The organism is Microbulbifer maximicatervae (SeqCode) (assembly GCF_052468155.1).
This window is the reverse complement of sequence record NZ_CP174335.1, coordinates 1,553,636-1,570,476: the sequence shown is the minus strand read 5'-3', so window position 1 is coordinate 1,570,476 and position 16,841 is coordinate 1,553,636. Positions and strand designations below refer to the sequence as shown.

12 protein-coding genes are annotated in these 16,841 nt (G+C 44.5%); 6 read left to right on the top strand and 6 right to left on the bottom strand.

Features of this window, described 5'->3' with window-relative positions:
• Nucleotides 1-14: 14 nt before the first annotated feature.
• Together ACJJIY_RS06730 and ACJJIY_RS06725 are read right to left on the bottom strand one after the other, a co-directional pair.
• Nucleotides 15-2,000: a ShlB/FhaC/HecB family hemolysin secretion/activation protein gene (locus ACJJIY_RS06730; RefSeq protein ID WP_444895413.1), complete on the bottom strand. Its 1,986-nt coding sequence runs from the start codon at nucleotides 1,998-2,000 to the stop codon at nucleotides 15-17.
• An 83-nt stretch (nucleotides 2,001-2,083) separates the two neighbouring features.
• Nucleotides 2,084-4,705 carry a bifunctional serine/threonine-protein kinase/formylglycine-generating enzyme family protein gene (locus tag ACJJIY_RS06725; protein WP_445359328.1) on the bottom strand — a complete coding sequence of 874 codons (2,622 nt, stop codon included), beginning with the start codon at nucleotides 4,703-4,705 and terminating at the stop codon, nucleotides 2,084-2,086.
• Nucleotides 4,706-5,294: 589 nt separating this feature from the next.
• Between ACJJIY_RS06725 and ACJJIY_RS06720 the strand changes: the two genes are divergently transcribed.
• From ACJJIY_RS06720 to ACJJIY_RS06695, 6 genes are all read left to right on the top strand, one after another.
• Nucleotides 5,295-5,783 (top strand): Hcp family type VI secretion system effector, encoded by a 489-nt coding sequence (locus ACJJIY_RS06720; RefSeq protein ID WP_413664127.1) that lies wholly within the window; start codon nucleotides 5,295-5,297, stop codon nucleotides 5,781-5,783.
• Between the two features lie 164 nt (nucleotides 5,784-5,947).
• Nucleotides 5,948-7,855 (top strand): type VI secretion system Vgr family protein, encoded by a 1,908-nt coding sequence (locus ACJJIY_RS06715; RefSeq protein WP_445359327.1) that lies wholly within the window; start codon nucleotides 5,948-5,950, stop codon nucleotides 7,853-7,855.
• Nucleotides 7,856-7,868: 13 nt separating this feature from the next.
• A complete protein-coding gene (locus ACJJIY_RS06710; protein WP_413664125.1) occupies nucleotides 7,869-8,447 on the top strand; it encodes a DUF6931 family protein in 579 nt (192 codons plus the stop codon).
• A gap of 3 nt (nucleotides 8,448-8,450) precedes the next feature.
• Nucleotides 8,451-8,744 carry a PAAR domain-containing contractile injection system baseplate protein gene (locus ACJJIY_RS06705; protein ID WP_413664124.1) on the top strand — a complete coding sequence of 98 codons (294 nt, stop codon included), beginning with the start codon at nucleotides 8,451-8,453 and terminating at the stop codon, nucleotides 8,742-8,744.
• Nucleotides 8,745-8,803: 59 nt separating this feature from the next.
• Nucleotides 8,804-9,220 (top strand): DUF6795 domain-containing protein, encoded by a 417-nt coding sequence (locus tag ACJJIY_RS06700; protein ID WP_444895416.1) that lies wholly within the window; start codon nucleotides 8,804-8,806, stop codon nucleotides 9,218-9,220.
• A 224-nt stretch (nucleotides 9,221-9,444) separates the two neighbouring features.
• Nucleotides 9,445-10,614: a lipase family protein gene (locus ACJJIY_RS06695; protein WP_444895417.1), complete on the top strand. Its 1,170-nt coding sequence runs from the start codon at nucleotides 9,445-9,447 to the stop codon at nucleotides 10,612-10,614.
• A 119-nt stretch (nucleotides 10,615-10,733) separates the two neighbouring features.
• Here ACJJIY_RS06695 and tssH read toward each other — a convergent pair whose 3' ends face one another.
• The 4 genes from tssH to tssE are packed head-to-tail and all read right to left on the bottom strand — an operon-like array spanning nucleotide 10,734 to nucleotide 16,841.
• Complete coding sequence (tssH, locus tag ACJJIY_RS06690) at nucleotides 10,734-13,403, bottom strand: type VI secretion system ATPase TssH (protein ID WP_445355217.1); 2,670 nt, start codon at nucleotides 13,401-13,403, stop codon at nucleotides 10,734-10,736.
• Between the two features lie 41 nt (nucleotides 13,404-13,444).
• On the bottom strand, nucleotides 13,445-14,575 hold the full coding sequence (tssG, locus tag ACJJIY_RS06685; protein WP_444895419.1) for a type VI secretion system baseplate subunit TssG: 1,131 nt from the start codon (nucleotides 14,573-14,575) through the stop codon (nucleotides 13,445-13,447).
• Entirely contained in the window at nucleotides 14,539-16,368 is a 1,830-nt protein-coding gene (gene tssF / locus ACJJIY_RS06680) for a type VI secretion system baseplate subunit TssF (RefSeq protein WP_444895420.1), read from the bottom strand. The genes tssG and tssF overlap by 37 nt, the downstream gene beginning before the upstream one ends.
• The gene (gene tssE, locus ACJJIY_RS06675) at nucleotides 16,368-16,841 is read right to left on the bottom strand and encodes a type VI secretion system baseplate subunit TssE (RefSeq protein ID WP_444895421.1); all 474 of its coding nucleotides are present in this window, start codon (nucleotides 16,839-16,841) and stop codon (nucleotides 16,368-16,370) included. The genes tssF and tssE overlap by 1 nt, the downstream gene beginning before the upstream one ends.

Here is a 16,841-nt window from a genome sequence, read left to right as displayed (position 1 = left end):
ATAATTTTAACTAATTAGTTATAAAATACAGAAAAATCCGCATATACCGTCGGCTCATCCATATCGAGCCCCGTGCCTTCAATTGATGAGGCAGTCTTAATCGGCCAGGCTACCGATAGTTTACTGGCAAAAAATTCATTCCAATTAAACTTAAAGAGTAAACCTCCACCGGCAAATCTCGCCCAATCATCTTGTTTGCCTTCTTTATAGTTATTTACGATGCCATAGCCAAAATCAGTAAATAACGCCATTTGAAACATATCATTTAGACGCTGATCAAATAGGATCGGATTTATCATATCTGGAAAAGTCATATACCATTCAGCAGATAATAGTCCTGCGGTATCAGCTGAAAAATCCCTTACATCAAACGCCCGCACCCCATTGGCCCCACCGAGCGACAACTGTTCAAAAGCTGGTAAAGCACTATCACTATATTGTGCTCGGGCCTTGAGTATCAGACGTGATTGATCATCGCTAAATGGCATAGGTAAAAACAGGAGGGAACTGCCACTCAAAGAAAACTTAGCAAAATTATCACCGCGGTCCTCTTGCAGAGACTCCTCTAGCTCTCTTCGATGCTCTCCATATTGAACATTTGTACTCAATATATTAAGCATGGGAATCACACCACTAGAGAGATGATCAAAGTAAAGGCCCAGCTCTCCACCATATACGTGATCGCCCGGCTCATCAAAAGAAGTGATGGCCAAAAGATTAGACTTTTTCTCTGTTAAACTGAAAGAACCGGTAAGGTTAAAATCCCTAGATCTTCGGAATTTATGATCTAAAGTAATCGCATAACTTTTGTTATCACCATGTATATCCAGCTTATTTACTGTATTATCTGGGTCTTCTACGTCTTTTAAAATAAATTCATTGTGAGCAGCCGAGAATTGAACTCGAGTGCGGGGACCAAAAATTGGAAAACTATACTTAAACTGCCCCAAATCTGAACCAAAATTTGATTCATAATTAGTTAAGCTAGTCGATTTTAAATATCCAACGGAAAGAGCATCACCGATCCCTAAGGGATTTAGCCAGTCAATGGTTGTATAGAAACGTTGGTCGCCTGTGTAAGCTGAGCCATGGTTATCGGTTCTGAAGGTGGCTTTCCAACCTTTTGCATCTCGAACCTTTAAGTTAAGCCGTGTTTCGCCTGGATTTTCTCCTGCACTAAAATAGCCAGTAACATTTAAGCCCGGCAAGTCATTTAGTAGATAAAGCCCCTCCTCAATACTCTCATGATTAACTAATTTTCCACGCTGCCCCTCAAAAGGCTCTGCTAACTGCTCTAATGCATATCCCTTATTGTCTTCCGCAACAACCTGCCCTAACAAACCTTCTTGAACCGTGAGAGTAACCACACCGTTTTCAACTTCCTGTGCAGGAATTTGAACTTGCGCAAGAAATAAGCCTTGGCGACGATAGAAATTAGTGAGTTCCGCGGCTATTTCTTCAAGGTCCGCATAACTAATACCACGTTCTTTATTTTGCTTTTCGATAACACTAATTAATTTTCGCAATTCCGAAGGACCCAATCCGCCTGGATTGAACTGGGCATCCATACCATCCAGCAATACTGCTAGTTCTTCCAGATTCTCCACTGTATAGCCACTAGAAAGGATTTTGTCCTCCTTCATGAACTTAATACGCAGATCCTCAGCCATCTTCTCGACCGTTTCACGATCAATACCAAATTCTGGGTACTCTTCCAGACGGTGGAAATGAAATTTTTTGATTGTAATTCGCGGTCCTTGATTCCTTTGAGATACTTCTGGAATTTCAGTATCCAGATTAGGGGCTTTTGCTTCGTAAGTGCGCTGCAAAAAATCCTTAGTTACATCAGCCTCATTAACTGTGGCTGTATCTTGATCAAAAGCCTCTCTAACCTGACTTCTAAAACTCGAACCTTCATCCTGAGCATAACCAGGACATTGAAACAGTAAAAAGCTAGCAGCCACCGCGAATGCCAGCTTATTTTTTTTAAGCCCGAGCATTTTTCCCCCAGACAATTAATTTAAGAAATTTCAGTATGCCAAGCTGTTGTGTACTTATTTCAGTCTCGGTCAAAAACAGATTATTAATTTACATCCCTAACAATACGAAACCCTGTTAATCGATCTGGCTCGCCAGTATGGTGCTTCTTGGTTATTGCCAAACAACGACTCATAGGGTCCTCTCGGCTACCGCCAAGTGCCATTATCTCTTCGCCAGTGCCACGAACCCACTCTTGAACATTCCCCACAGGGTTTACCAGACCAAACCCGTTTGCGGAACCAGAGCTCACCGGTACTAGCTCAGCACCTTTTTCAATACCCCCATACTTCAAGTGACAGTTGCGGTCTGCAACTTCACCCTGCCCATTAGCACTCGCAGCCGCGAACCATTCCTGCTCAGTGGGCAAGCGGTATTCATACCCGGTTTCATCGCTCAACCAGTTCAGATAAGCCTCAGCTATCTCAATGGGTAAATTATTTGCTGGCAACGCTGATAAACCCAGCTGCAATGTCCCACAACCGCCAATGGTGTCACAATAAATTTGGAGGTCTCCATTACTCACCTCATATTTCCCTACAGCCAAATGGCGCCCACCTTCTCCCTTGATAACGACCATCGCCGGGCCTTGAGTTCCATCTGCCAAGCGATCACGACAACTGTATCGCTCACCTCGCCCACCACTGCCCGGCGGGAGGTGGCCGCAGAAATCCAAGCGAAACTCCTTCAAAGGTTGATAAGTAGGTACAAGAGCTCTGAACTGATCGACTAAGGACTCCGTTTGAACTGGGTCCCTCGCACCCAAGGTTGACGCACATTTCGCCAACTCAGCGCCGACGACAGGTCTAATTTTTCTCGCTTTTACCGCATCAAGGCGCGCAAGCCGGGAAAGCTGTGCACCAACACCTGGAACGCTCATTTCAAAGCTGCAAGTCAGTGCAACCTCCATATCATCGAGCACCGCATCAATTTCTTTTTGCTTAGCGGCGGCTACACGACGGCGCTCGGCCCTCTCCTCAGCCAGACGAAGTTGCTCAGCCTCTCGTTCTGCTGCTACTCGCTCAGCTTCTAGCCTCTCCCGCAAGCTTTCTCTATCTGCAGCTAGCTGCGACTTGATCGCCGCCGCTTCACTGGAATCACCATACCAATTAGCCACGCCCTTGAGCATCACATCTGCCTGATCAAGATTGCCTAGATTCAATTGACCTGTAGCGGCTGCCAAAAATAGCTCTGATATCTGGCGACGCGAAGTATCTTGAAACTCTTTATCAGCAGGGTTCAACTCAGCGTACTCTGCCAATTCAAGCCTGAGATCCTCCTCCCAGGCAGGAGTCAGAATACTCAGTGCGATTAGCCTAGATATTGCCTCTTTTTTGTCCGCAGTACGGCGCTCCAACAACTCCTGCTCATGTTTGTGTTCAAGCTCTATCCTGACCCGCTCCTGCTCTACTGCATTCTGCTGCTGCAAGTGGCTATAGCCCACTACAGCTCCACCTAAGACCAACACAAACGCGCTTCCCAGGGCCCACTTCCACGTATGGCTAACAAAGAACGCCTGTACAAACTTCTCTACGGTACTAGTGCGGTTTTCGCGCTTTAGTTCGAGTGCTGACTCAAGTGCGCGCCACTGCCTGCGATTAAGCCCTTTGATCCGCTTGGGGCGTAGGCCCTGCTCCATGGCTTTATCGGCGGGGGTCTTGTCATAAGGATGACGCCCGCAGAAGAGCTCATAGGCAACACACCCCAACGCAAACACATCGTCACTCGGTGCCGGTTCAGCTCCCTTGAGCATCTCAAGGCTCGCATATGCCGGAGTCAGGGCTCCAAGAGTGCCCGCGTCAAATACTGTCGTTTCGCCAGCTTTATTTGCGATCCCCCCTTCAGAAACAGCTCGGGCAATACCAAAGTCAAATACTTTTGCACCTTTCTTATTGGTGACAAAGATATTGCCTGGCTTAAAGTCCGAGTGAACAATTTTGTGGGAGTGGGCATATATCAGGGCTTGGGAGATATCCCAAAATACCGAGCGGGCACGCTCGGGCTCCAACCCAACATCGGCATGGTCACGCAACAACTTGTCCAATGGAGCACCCTCAAGGAACTCCATTGTCATAAATACGCGATCACCATCACGGTCAAAATCGTATACCGTTACGATATTAGGGTGTGCAAGCGTTTGTGACTTGCGCGCTTCCCGCTGGAGGGAAATAAAAGCATCGGGATGCTTTTGAAAATCATCATTAAGCAGCTTGATAGCGACATAGGGCTCGCTGTCACTGGCTTCCAATTTACGGCGGTCAAGAGCTTTGTAAACTGCCCCCATCCCCCCAACGCCCAGGAGCTTGTCAAGCTCAAATCGACCTTTGATTACAGTTTTAGTCACTGCATTTGAGCCGGAAGCTTCAAAGGGCTCAGGCATTACTGCCGAATCGGCGGAAACCCCACCCAAAACCTCATTGCCCCCAGCCCCACTTCCCACCCGATTGGGATTAGGGGAAGGCGCAAAGACAGTAGCATCTGAGCTAAAGCTGGCAGCAGCTGAAGGGATTACCGGTTGGGCACCTTTAACCGGGGGGTGATCATTTGCTCCAGTCTTATCCTGCTGTACAACAACGGTGATATCACCATCTTCTGTCAGCCCGCTGGTTGATTGGCCTGAGCCCGGCGGAGTGCCACTCGGCCGAACAATACGCGTCTTATCGTTCAATTCCGCCTCCATGGGAAACCATTACGACACATCCAAATCCGCAAAAACTTTGTTATTGATCTAATGGGCAAGGCAATAAAGTAGGGTGCGAAGTATATCGAACAGCCTATGTGGCAACAATGAATCAATATTCAAATAAATTTGCCTTAACACGCCATCAAACTATTATTTTGATCCAGCCCCCGAAAACACTGAGTATCGCTCCGATATAAGGCTGAATTACATATTATTACAAAGCAAGCTTATCAAAAAAATACCAGTAAATGCTTTCAAATAGATATTTAACTGTCAATCAATATCCATGACTCAAACCACTTATTTATCCCCGTTAGAGATTTATTACTTTTTAGCAATATTAAATTAGTGTCAGAGTCAATTAGGGCAAACAGGCATAAATCGTAACAGCATAAAATTGCCTCTCGAAATTAGTGCCAGAGTCGATTAAATAACTCGAAAATTAGTTTGTTTTTAGCTTTCTCTTTGTTTAAATCATCACAGTTGCCACCGCGACGACCACCTGAACTACTGCGAATCGCGGTGGTAAGGGATTAACCACCAACATCACACGCCAACTAATGAGGGACATCCCATGGCTATCTACATGAACTACAACAACAAAGCCATCAAAGGCAATGTTACTGCTTCCGGCTACGAGGACTGGATCGAAATTGACAGCTTCAACTTCGGCGTTGGCCGCGGCATTACCATGGAAGCTGGCGCCATGTCAAACCGCGAAGCTTCTCGTCCAAGCCTGAGCGAAGTAAGCTTCACCAAGCGCATCGACGCTGCTTCCGGCGGTCTGTTCAAATCTTCTGTAACCGGTGACGAAGGTGTTACCGTTGAGATCCACGTAGTACAAACCGGTGCTAACTCTGTAGAGAAGTACGCTGTTTACAAACTGGAAAACACCCTGATTTCCTCCTACAGCATCGGGGCTTCCGCTGGTGGCGCTCCGGCTGAGTCTGTATCCCTGAGCTACGCTAAAATCGAAGCAGATCTCAACCACGCAGACAAGACCAATAAGAACCCCAAAAATATGCGTGTTGGATACGACCTGGAAACAGCCAAGCCGCTGTAAGCCAGCAGAATCTGATCTGCATATACAATGGTCTGCAGGAATTTCTGCAGACCATTATTTTGCAGTTATTTAGCTGAGCGCTTATTGAGTTTTCAGCTAAATAACTGAATGTATAATAACTAGTACTATTCTCCAAGGCACCGTAGGGATAGTAGGGGCTGCCCATGACTACATTAAATCAAGATAGAAGACTGATTAAAGTCGACAGCCCGCTCGGCACGGATGCGGTAATCGCTACCAGCCTGCAAGGCGAAGAGCACATATCCAAACTCTTCCGCTATGAACTTCAGCTCCTGTCCGATGACCATGCAATAAGCCAGAAAGATATCGTCGGCAAGGCTGTTACCGTTTCTGTACACCACTCAGAAACTCCTCGCTATATCAATGGTTACGTTACTCAACTGTCTCTGCGCGATGTTAACGCTGAGGGAGTGCGAAGTTATAGCGCCACAATTCAACCTGGCCTTTGGTTTACCAGCCTCGGGGGCTCCAACAGAATTTTTGAAAAGAAATCTGCTAAACAGATTCTTGAAGAAGTTTTGGGCGAGTACAGCAAAGTTGTAAAGCTAAGCGTTAAATTAAATGCTGAATATATAACTCGTGAATATTGTGTGCAGTTTGATGAAAGTGATTTTGAATTCATCAATCGCCTTATGGCTGAAGAGGGTATCTCCTATTACTTCAAGCACTCAAATGGGCAACACGAACTTGTACTTTGTGATGATAGCCAGGATTTCTATGACTGCGAAAGCGAACAGATAGAATACGATGGGAGCGGCAGTTATCCGACAAAAAATACCGTAAGTAGCTGGCAGCGAAATTTCAATTATCATGGTGGCGGCTTTGAACTGAAAGATTATTGTGAGTTCACCGCAACAAAAGATAATAAGCAGCAAGTTAAAACCACCAGCGAACTAAATGATGTCAGCAATTACATGCGCGGCCTTTATGGGCTAAATCATTTCCAGGCTGACGGTGAAAATAAGCATAAATTTACAGATAGCTACCACAAGGCACTAGCCGAGCGCTCAATGGAAGCACAAGAAGCTTTATTTGATGTGAGCCATGGGCGCAGTGACTGCCCCTCATTCACAGCTGGCGGCCGTTTTAATTTTGACCACACATTATCGTCAGAGAAAGGGAAGTACCTGATTACTTCCGTACATATCTCTGCTACAGACGGCAATAGTGCGGAAACACATTTCCACAATACTTTCAGTTGTATCCCATCATCAGTAACTCCAAGACCTGAGCCAAATATTTTTGCGAAGAAAGTACACTCTCCGCAAGTCGCACGCGTTCTTGAAGTTAAAGCAACCACTTCTGATAGTTCACAAGACCCCTACACCCAAATCAAAGTGAAATTCCCATGGAATTCGCAACAGAACAGCTGTTGGGTACGGGTGATGCAGTCATTTGCCGGAAAAAACTGGGGTGCGAACTTTGTCCCCAGAGTCAATCAAGAAGTTATTGTTACTTATATTAATGGTGATCCGGATAGACCGCTGATAACCGGAGCCGTATATAACGGTGATAATCCGGGCCCCAATTACACTGCGACCCAAAGTGGCTGGAAAACTGAATATGAAGGTAGCGCCTTTAACGAACTTCGGTTTGATGATAAAGGCGGAAGCGAAGAGCTTTATATGGAAGCCGGCAAAGACCATAACTTTGTCGTCCATAATGATCAAACAGGAAAGATAGAAAACAAACAAACCCTTGAGGTTAAACAAGACCGGACTATTACGGTTACCGATGGCAGTGAAGTTGTCACCATCTCAAAAGGTGATCAGAAACTCAATGTCAGTAAAGGCAATCAAGTTGTCACTATCGGGTCAGGAAATCACACACTCAAGGTCAGTAAAGGTTCTCAAACTACTGATGCAATGGGCGCAATTAAGATTTCCTCCAAAGCATCCATTGAATTAAAAGTCGGCGGTAGCAGTATTAAACTGACTCCAGCTGGTATCACCATCAAAGGAACAATGCTTTCCTGTAAGGGCGACGCTACTGCAGAAGTTAAAGGTGGCGGAATGCTGACCCTGAAAGGCGGCGTAACCATGATTAACTGATGGGGATATATCAATGACAGACCTCATTAAAGTAGAAGCTCTCACCGCAGATGAGCTACTTAAGAATTTTGAAGTTAGTGACGAGGCAGAAGATCATCTGGTACCGGATACAGCACCAGAAGTCAGCATAAACCGCCTTGTGGAAGCAGGCCTATTTCCAGATGCGATCAAGTTGCTTGCTCATGGCCTACCAAAGCGGGAAGCCGTGTGGTGGGCTTGCCTCGCGGCCCGAGATATCCAAGGCCCTCAAACTGACGATGACAATGTGAATGCGCTTAATGCAGCTGAGACTTGGGCAAAAAAGCCCAGTGAGGAAGCCCGCTTACGCTGCAAACTATTCGGCGATAAAACAAAACATAAAACTCCAGCGAGCTGGGCGGCTACGGCAGCGAGTTGGTGTCATGGGAGCTTAGCAGCCGAAGGCGAGCCGGTAGTAGAGCCGCCAGAACACCTTTATGCTCATGCAGTCGCAGGCAGTGTTACCCTTGCTGCCGTGCTATCTGACCCAGTCGATCCAAATAAAAGGTTCATGCGCTATATGGAGCAAGGTCTCGATCTAGCACGAGGCGGAAACGGTAGGGTTGAGGGATAAACTATGGGTAAGCCAGCTTCCCGTATTGGTGATATGCATGTATGCCCAATGGTCACCGGCACAGTACCTCATGTGGGTGGCCCAGTAGTAAGCCCAGGAGCACCCACCGTTATCATCGGTGGGATGCCTTCAGCAACCGTTGGTAGCACTTGTACCTGTGTTGGACCGCCCGATACGGTCGCCATGGGAAGTACAACGGTAATGTTGCAAAAGAAACCCGCAGCAAGAATGGGAGACACCACAGGGCATGGTGGAAAAATAGTTATTGGTTGCCCGACGGTATTAATTGGCGGCTGAAAATGTCTAGATTTCTTTTATTTATTGTAATAATACTTTCATCCACTAGCGGAGTATCTATGTCAATTTTCACAAAAGATGAGGTTTTCCTTTTTTCTCCCGTTAATGGCTATTTAACATATGAAAACTCCCCAACTCAAAATACATCAGTAAAAAGAGTAGTGGAATGTGATGGAAAAACTTATGAAGATATTACTATAACTGATAGTTACGGCCACTTTTCTTTTGAACCACTCACAAAACTAGAGAGAAATTTGCTTCCCAAAGAGTTCGTTTCTCATCAAAAAATAATAGTTAACCATAATGGAAAAGATTATTTAATTTGGGAAACAGTAAAGAGAAGCGAAGAACTGAACTCTGAACTTGAGGGTAAAAAACTAGATTTCCAATGCGAAATAACAGATGAATACAAATTTATTCATTTGACATTCAATTCTGTGGGCACCAACTGCAAACTTAAAACACAAGACAGTTAACAACCCTAAAGTATTAATCAATTACCCACATAACATCTACCACTCATAAAAATAATAAGCCTTTAACAATAAAGGCCTAATAATCAGCACGTGTGCTACGTATTAACACTTAATCATGATCAGAAAACCATCTGGTTAAGATATGTTGTATTTCATACTTATTTATCGGAGTTAATTAGCAACAAACCACCGAGGTATTTCATATCACGGTTAGGAGGATTAGGATGGGAAGTACAATTACGCATAAAGATGCTGCATTATTAGCAAGCTCAGTTTACGAAATTCAAAGCGATAAATTCACCCCGCCAACTATTGATCGTTTTAAAAACCAATGGGATTTTTCAAATCACGACGATGTCATTGACGGCAATTCAGGGACATTATGGGTTATAAAGAAAAGAACCGGTTTTGGTATCGTAGCAAACGGCAAGGGAGAGTTTGAAAATGATGTACTCGTCCTCCTGAGAGGAACAGACAATTACTTTGACTGGGCAACGGATGCAACTGTTGGATTTTCTCCTTCAGAAACAAATAGGCTTGTGCATACTGGCTTCAATAAATGCTTTGGTAGCATCTTGCCAGAGTTAAAAGAAAAAATCTCTTCCCTAGGTCATAATGTTAGAACAATCCACTGTGTTGGACACAGCCTTGGAGGGGCTCTAGCAACACTTACCAGTGAATGGTTAAAAAAATCAGGGCTATCTCCGACTAACAACATAAAACTATATACTTTCGGCAGCCCAAGAGTTGGGGCTTTAAGTTTTGTTAAACTTGTTACCAGCGAATTAAATAAAGGTAAAGATATATATCGGGTGTATCATAAAACTGATGTTGTTCCTATGGTGCCAATGTGGCCCTTTTATCATTTACCATATGGGGAGAAAGTATATTGTCTGAACAGCCCGGGTAACTCACCTTCAGGTGAATATCATAAAATGTTTAGATATATAGAGAGTGTAAATAAAGCTAGCTCTTGGGATACCATGTATGAACTAGAGCCACCCACCTCTCCATCAGAAATTGAAAATTGGCTAAAATCTGATAGTCCAATAAGCTTCACAATTAACACAATGGAAATGATCAATAAGGCCATATCTTATGTGATCTTGAAAATTCTTAAGCTAACCGGAATAGCTATACAATTCGGCATAGCCACCGGTGTAACACTGTTAGACATGCTAGCTTATGTTTTACAACAAGGGATTGATTTCTCTAAAAGTCTATCTTCTTGGGTTTATAACTTGATCAAGAAGATAATGATTATGCTAGGAATGAAGGTTAAAAAAGATATCAATCTAACATATCAGTTTATTCGATACATTCTGACCTCATTAAAGCAAAAAATTGATCTTCTTGTCGAAAAAGCAGCAAGATCAATATTTAGAGACGAATAAACTTATAAGTCACTAGAGCGAAAACTTACAATATATTTTTATTTAAAAATAAAGAATTTAATCAACACTTATACTAGTGAAGGCTTGGTGGCTTTTACACCACCTAGCCTTCACTATTATTAAACTACGCTATATGCAAACCCCCCATCCTCAGCAGCGGAGACTTTAATTGCTTTCACCTCTTCACCGCGCGCCATTTTATCCAAACATTCACTAGCCAACTCCGGCAATAATGTTTTGTTCAGAATAACTTCAATATTACGAGCACCTGTATCAGCTTCGTGACAACGAGCAACGATATTAATCAAAACATCCTCGTCATAGCTAAAGGAAGCTCCGTAATGCTCGTGAACGCGCTTTTCAATCTTACGCATATTGATTCTGCAAATCTCTACCAGATTCTCATCATCGAGAGGGTAATAAGCAATCACATTTGCTCGACCGAGGAAAGCAGGCTTGAATTTTTGTAGCAGATGTGGGCGGATATTATCCATCAATACGTCTGGCTCAGGCTTTTCTTCTACTTGACTGAAGATAGCTCTAATTGCATCCTCCCCTGCATTGGAGGTCATAATTATTACGGTGTTCTTGAAGTCGATATCCCTTCCTTCACCGTCTTTAATGGTCCCCTTGTCAAACAGGTTATAGAAAACATCTTGTACACCTGGGTGAGCTTTTTCCATCTCATCCAATAAGATTACCGAATAAGGCTTACGGCGTGCAGCTTCGGTAAGAACACCGCCCTCTCCGTAGCCTACATAGCCGGGAGGAGAGCCCAACAGCATAGATACTTTATGCTCTTCCTTGAATTCAGCCATATTGATGGTCGTGATATTTTGCTCACCACCAAACAGCTCATCAGCCAAGGCAAGGGCAGTCTCTGTTTTACCTACACCGCTAGTACCACAGAACATAAACACACCCACCGGTTTACGCGGGTCTGTCAAGCCTGCTCGAGAAGTGCGAATTGCCTGAGCTACAGCCTCGATAGCATGGGGCTGACCAATAACACGTTTATTCAGGCGCTCTGCCAAAGTTTTCACAGCAATAATTTCATCGCTAACCATCTTGCCGACAGGAATTCCAGTCCAGTTGGCAACTACTGCGGCAATAGCCTGTTCATCAACAGCTGGCTGCATTAACGGGGTATCCCCCTGGATAACCTCCAAGTCCGCAGTTAATGTTTTGAGCTGTTGCTGATAGTCGGCTAATAAGGCCTCGTCGGGTGTATCTTCACCTTCACCACCTTGGGCCTTCATAAACTCTACATCGATCTGATCGCGGAGTTGTTGAATCTGTCCGATTAGCTCATTTTCTTTAAGCAATTGCTGTTCGAGCACTTCCAAACGCTTTTCTTCGGAAGCTTTAAACTCTTTTAGCTCTGCCAGTTGCTCCTCATGCTCACCCATTGCTGCGTTTTCACGTTCAAGTTTAGCCAGGGTAGTATTAGTGCGATCAATATTGATACGAGCATCTTCAATCGCCCCAGGAGTAGCAGACTGGCTAAGAGCGACGCGCGCGCAGGCCGTATCCAGTAAGCTAACAGACTTATCTGGCAATTGGCGCCCGGGAATATAACGATGAGATAACTTGACCGAAGCTATGATAGCTTCATCCAGAATGCGTACTTTATGGTGCTCCTCCAGCGAGGTTGCGATACCACGCATCATATCAATCGCGTTGCTCTCATCAGGCTCTTCCACTTTTACTACCTGGAATCTACGGGTCAAAGCAGGATCGCGTTCAAAATACTTCTTATATTCCGCCCAGGTTGTGGCAGCTAAAGTACGCAATTCACCACGAGCCAGTGCAGGTTTCAGGAGATTAGCCGCATCCCCCTGCCCCTCTTTACCGCCCGCGCCAATCATGGTGTGCGCTTCATCAATAAATAGAATAATTGGCGTTGCAGATGCTCGCACTTCTGAAATTACAGACTTTAAGCGGTTTTCAAACTCACCTTTTACACTGGCGCCAGCCTGAAGAAGTCCCAAGTCAAGCGTGCGTACGGCTACACCGCGCAATGGCTCAGGTACATCACCACTAGCTATTCGAAGAGCAAAGCCTTCAACGACGGCAGTTTTACCAACACCTGCTTCACCAGTCAGGATCGGATTATTTTGACGCCGGCGAGTTAAGATATCGATACATTGGCGTATTTCCTCATCACGACCAAGTACAGGGTCAATCTCTCCCTTCTTCGCTCTTTCAGTTAGGTTGATTGTATATTTGTCCAAAGCTGGAGCTTTAGAAGCAGCTGCAGCAACTGCAGCTGCGCCATCATCCATATCCGCCGTAGCGCTAATATGGCTAGACTCTCCACTTTGTCCAAACATTGCACGAGCAGTTTCGCGAATCGATTCTGGAGCTATCTCTTTCAGTTCTGGGCAGGATTCTAAAATCTGGCGACGAGAAGTTTCTTCCAGTAAAAGCGCAGCCAAAAAGTGTCCGGAACTGATTGCTCTATGTCCATAATCAATAGAAGCCAGCATCCAAGCATTCTTCGCTGCTTCTACGATAGTTGGGGACAGGGCTGGTGGACGGCTGCTGCCGGCCCGAAATCCAGCAATCGCTGTAGCCAGCTGCTTGGCAAAATTTGCTGGATTACAGTCGTGTTTTTCCAACAGATGGTAAAGGTCAGTATCAGACTGATCCAAAAGTTTCAGTAACCAATGCTCTAATTCAACATTGTACTGGTTCTGTGACAGACAAAGCCCAGCAGCGCCCTCTAGTGAGTCACGCATATGCGGAGTCATGGTATCAACCAATCGCTTCAAATCGATATTGATCACGTTGAATATCCTTTCCTAAATAATAATGTTGTTAATTTTACTTATGCAGCAGGTAAAGCTTCATCAGGTGAAATATTGTCCGCACTTAAAGTTATTTGTACTAACCTTTCACCATCTTGTTCACTAGCCATGTGAGTATTCCATCCCAGTAAAGGTTCATTCTCAGCTTTTCTATTTAGCTGGATAGGTACCACCTGGCTGGTTGAAAGTGTCACCGACAACTCAAAATCCAATTCAATACCAGCACTAAAGCGAATAAACTCCTTAAGCGATTCCAACTTTTTCGTACCCGGAGCAATAGTCATAAATTGCTCATAAGGCATTGACTCAATAATTACCTGAAATTTATTCTGGGCTTGGAAGCAGTGCGTACCCAGAATGGTATTTACTCCCAAGCAATTATTAATACCCTTCGGCACCTGAGCACTGGGCAGTCGGCACAAGATATCATCCGGTAACTCATCCCACTGTCCCTGGAATTGTTCAATACTTACCGTTAAATCAAAATAATGCTTGATCATGCTGGATAAAGCGGTAGCAGAACAACGTCCACTGGAAAGGTGCCCTCCCATTCCAACTAGTGCTTCATCCGGTATCGGCATTCGATAGCGCATTTCATTTGTACCAAGCCCTGCAAGGGATGCAAGAGCCTGGGTAAACTTGTCTGGCTCTCGAGAATTCTGCAGGCGTTGCCGCTCATAATTCACAGGCAACTGGTATTTATGCCAAGCTTGATAAAAAAGGGAAATACTTCGGTGATTAAACATATCCAGAAAATCACGCAGTGCCGTATTGTTCTCCCTAAGCTCCCTCTGCACTAACTCTGTCAGGTAATAGGGCATCACCCCCTGACTACCGATTAACCCTGTAAAACCCACCTCCATATGCCACTGATGAGTCTCATTTTCATCGGGCTCTTCATGTTCAACGCTTTTCTTCTCTAGACGTAAAACATCCGAGCTGACAAAAGACAACCCAGATTGAGCACTAAACCGAATCAGCTCTTTAGTCGGAGGGGCAGCGCTCGCTATAGGTTCTTTACTGAAACCTGTACCTGCCAGATGTACTGCACGCTCTACCAGCCTTACCGCTTGAAAAAAATCAAAGTTATAAGGCTCTCGGCGTAAACGCTCAATTACAGTAAAGCTTTTTCGCCGGCGCGAGGTGGCCATCGCTTCAACTCCCCATCTCGACCACTCATAGTGGCAATCAGTTTTGTAAATGAATTAATTGAACAGTATAAGCCCAGGAAACGCTCTATGATGCTAGCAAATAACAATGGACTTGTTCCTGTTAACATCATGGAATCAAGCTCAATCTCAACTTCTGTGCCGCGACATAAAACTACACTTTGATCAATCTGAATCGGAGCAGTAACCGGTTTAGTATTAAGCTTTAATAATGACTCGATTAAATTACGCGTACTAGCAGAGTCACGGAAGTCATAAAGCCTAAAAATTTCTTTTAACGCATTACATCCCTCTGCACCTGATAGAGAAAGATGATTTAAGTTAAGGTGGGAAATTAACCTCCAATACCCTCGCTCTCGTCGAGGCGGTCGTATAGTTGCCGTTGGGGAAACCACACAACTAATTCGGCTAACTGGCAAATCACCGTCAACAACCTCTAAATAAGGCTGGGCGCTACCACTAGGTAATTTTTTGGCTAGATTTCGATTACAGCAGGTTAACTTAATATCTAATGTCTGATCACTAATTCTATGCGGGTTAAAGTCCAGATCGACTAAGCTTATATCAATCTCAGATGCTTGTTCATTCCGATGCTCTCCTTCGATCACATCTCTGCGACGACTAAACCAAAATGCAGATTGATCAGCATGATGTTGACTGTGTCGAATTCCATAGAAAGGCCGGTAACTGGTTGTCTCTCCATCACCATTAGTTGCCGCAACTTCATCCACTGAGTATATTTCCAAGCCATCACTTCTACGAGCATCAGGGACCACATGGTAACTATACTGCGAGTGATTAAGTGGAATAGGATCTGCACTTTGCTTAAATAAATTAACGACCGGAGCACAGCCCAGAGCAAACATACTTGGAGAAATCTGTTTTTCTAACTCTTCATGAGTTTCGGATAAATAAAAATACAGATTTAACGTGTCGTCAAAGCTCTCGTTTAACGCTTCACCAACTTTTAATATATCCAAGAAAAGGAACTTTTCCGGAAAAGCAAAATATTCAGTTAGGAGTCGATATCCTACGAATGCGGTATCAGGATATGGCAATAAACCCTCATCTGGACTTAGCCCCACTTGACATATTTCATCCGGAGAGAGAAAAGTTGGCTTTGGATCACTCTCCCCATTGGCAACAACCAACCTGACACACTTACTTAGTAGCAAGTCATATAAACTATAGATATGAGATGGTTGGCCACGAAGGAAAAAGCGGAGACTCTCAGGGTTTAGCTCAGAAAATTTTATGCTTGGGCTAAAAGTTTTAAGGGATAATTTTAAAACTGCATTAGCGCCCTGAATGTCATTACAGCCCGGAGCGATAAATGGCCTTGGCATCAGGGTGGCACTCACCGCCTGAAATGGGCAAATTTCTGCTGGATAACAAGTTGTAAAGCGGCAGGTTTGCCCTTGAAAGCTGTCACTTTCGAGTAAAGTCTTCGTTTCTACCCGGGTTATCGCATCCAAATCCTTTTCCGGTTCAAACTGAACAATGGCACAAGAGGGAATTGGACGAAGATAATGAGGATACAGAGTTTCCAGCATTGCATCCGTTAACTCCGGAAAATCATCACTCAGCTTTTGCTGCACCCGAGCATTCATGTAAGCGAAGCCGGACAACAGTCGCCCTACTAAAGGATCATCAACTGTGTCTGCATCCAGCTGAAGTCGGGATGCGGCAGCTGGGTGCATCTTTGCAAATTCAGCAGAAGTTTGCTGAATGAATGCGAGCTCGCGCTCGTAGAGATCTATTAACTTTTCACTCATCACATAATCTCAGAGACATCCACCAGCTGGGTAACTGGGTTGAGTGCCGAATCAAATACAATAACTTCCGATGCTGGATTTACATGTAATACAGCTTCTACACGAAAGCGTATACTAGGATCTTCGACATCCACTTTGTCTTGGGTGGTTACTTTTACCGAACGTATTCTGGGCTCAAAATTTAAAATTGTTTTTTCAATATCTCGACAAAACTGTTTTCGGCTAGCGGCAGAAGAAAGATTGACTGTTGATAGGTCTGGCAACCCATAGTTAATATTCGACTGTTCTAAACTTTCATGAGTTGAAGGTGCGGAAATACATTTGAATCTTGTATTGAACAAGTATTCCAAATCACGACGCACCCCTTCACGCAACTGTCTCAACACTTGATGGGATTGATGTACATCCAATTTACTAGATGATTGTAATAATCGATCCAATACCGGTGCCAATAGTCGCTTTTCTCTAACCAT